The sequence below is a fragment of the Mesorhizobium sp. M8A.F.Ca.ET.021.01.1.1 genome, assembly GCF_003998025.1.
Taxonomy (GTDB): Bacteria; Pseudomonadota; Alphaproteobacteria; order Rhizobiales; family Rhizobiaceae; genus Mesorhizobium.
Genome location: NZ_RZSJ01000877.1, coordinates 1 through 1,617, shown reverse-complemented (window position 1 = coordinate 1,617; position 1,617 = coordinate 1). Strand labels below are relative to the sequence as shown.

Annotated in this window: 1 protein-coding gene and 1 pseudogene; one reads left to right on the top strand and one right to left on the bottom strand. The window is 64.5% G+C overall.

The window, feature by feature from the left end; translation table 11 throughout:
* Nucleotides 1-19 precede the first annotated feature (19 nt).
* Nucleotides 20-1,393 (top strand): glutamate--tRNA ligase, encoded by a 1,374-nt coding sequence (gene gltX, locus EOA36_RS34995; RefSeq protein WP_127281196.1) that lies wholly within the window; start codon nucleotides 20-22, stop codon nucleotides 1,391-1,393.
* Here gltX and EOA36_RS38655 read toward each other — a convergent pair.
* Nucleotides 1,311-1,617, bottom strand: a pseudogene (locus tag EOA36_RS38655) (hypothetical protein); the annotation flags it as partial. The gene gltX and the pseudogene EOA36_RS38655 sit on opposite strands and share 83 nt — an antisense overlap.

Genomic DNA, 1,617 nt, shown 5'->3' with positions numbered 1-1,617 from the left:
CATCCGGTACGCCCCGCTCATGACAGTTACCGTTCGTTTCGCCCCGTCACCGACCGGCCGCATCCATATCGGCAATGCGCGCACCGCTCTGTTCAACTGGTTGTTTGCCCTCAACAACAAGGGCCGTTTCATCCAGCGCTTCGACGACACCGACGTCGCCCGCTCGAAGCAGGAATTCGCCGACGCCATCCTTTACGACCTGCACTGGCTGGGCATTTTCCCGGATGCCACCGAGTATCAGTCGCGACGCTTCGAAATCTATGACGCTGCGGTCGAGCGGCTGAAGGCTGCGGGTGTCCTTTACGCCTGCTACGAAACGCCGGAAGAACTCGACCTCAGGCGCAAGGTGCGCCGCACGCGAGGCTTGCCGCCAGTCTATGGCCGCGAGGCACTGGCGTTGACGACGGAGCAGGTGGCCGAATATCAGGCCGACGGGCGCCGGCCTCACTGGCGTTTCCTGCTGCCCAATTTCTCCAGCGATCCGCTGCAGCCGGAGCGCACCGAGATCCACTGGGACGATCTGGTGCGTGGCGAGGAGACGGTGGATCTGGCTTCGCTGTCCGATCCGGTGCTGGTGCGCGAGGACGGCACCTATCTCTACACGCTGCCCTCCGTCGTCGACGATATCGAGATGGGCATCAGCCACGTCATCCGCGGCGACGATCATGTCACGAACACCGGCGTGCAGATCGCCCTGTTCAAGGCGCTGGGCGCCGAGCCGCCCGTTTTCGGCCACCACAATCTCCTGACCACCGTCTCGGGCGAGGGACTCTCGAAGCGCACCGGCGCGCTTTCCATCGAGAGCCTGCGCGAGGATGGCATCGAGCCGATGGCCGTCGCTTCGCTGGCCGTGCTGGTCGGCACATCGGAGAATGTCGCGGCCGCGCATGACCTGACCGAACTCGCCGGCCATTTCGACCCGGCCGCGACCTCGAAATCGTCGTCCAAGTTCGATCCGGCCGAGCTGTTCGTGCTCAACCGGGTGCTGTTGCACCGTATGCCGTTCGCCGAGGCGCGGGACCGGTTGATGGTGCTGGGTATTTCCGGCGAACACGCCGAGCCGTTCTGGCTGGCGGTGCGCGGCAATCTCGACCGGCTGGCTGATGCGATTGCCTGGTGGCGTGTCCTGCGCGAAGGGCCGCAGGAGATGCCCGAATTTTCCGATGACGACCGCGATTTTCTGCACCAGGCACTCGATCTCCTGCCTGAGGAGCCGTGGAACGGGACGGTCTGGAAGGATTGGACCGGCAAGATCAGGGAAGCGACCGGCCGCAAGGGCAAGGCGCTGTTCATGCCGCTCAGGCTTGCCCTTACTGGACGGTCTTCGGGGCCGGAGCTTGCAGATCTATTGCCGCTGATGGGTCGGGAAGGAACGTTGGCCCGACGACCCTGACCTTGCGCTGTTCCGGGGGCAGGGCCGAAACGGGCGATGTCACCGGCCTGGCCGAAAGACGTTTGATGGCTTCACAGTCGAGCCCGCCTTGCATGTTGGCCAGGGTCTCGGGGTCGGCACCCGGATCGGGCTTCGAGGCCGGTACCGGAACAGACGGCGCCGCGTCCGGTTCGGGCTGTGATTGTTGCTGGCTTGGCGAGTTGCCGCCAATGATCTGGAAATTC

Excerpts from the sequence above, each read along its gene's own strand:
- gltX (WP_127281196.1), top strand. The coding sequence starts at position 20 with ATGACAGTTACCGTTCGTTTCGCCCCGTCACCGACCGGCCGCATCCAT.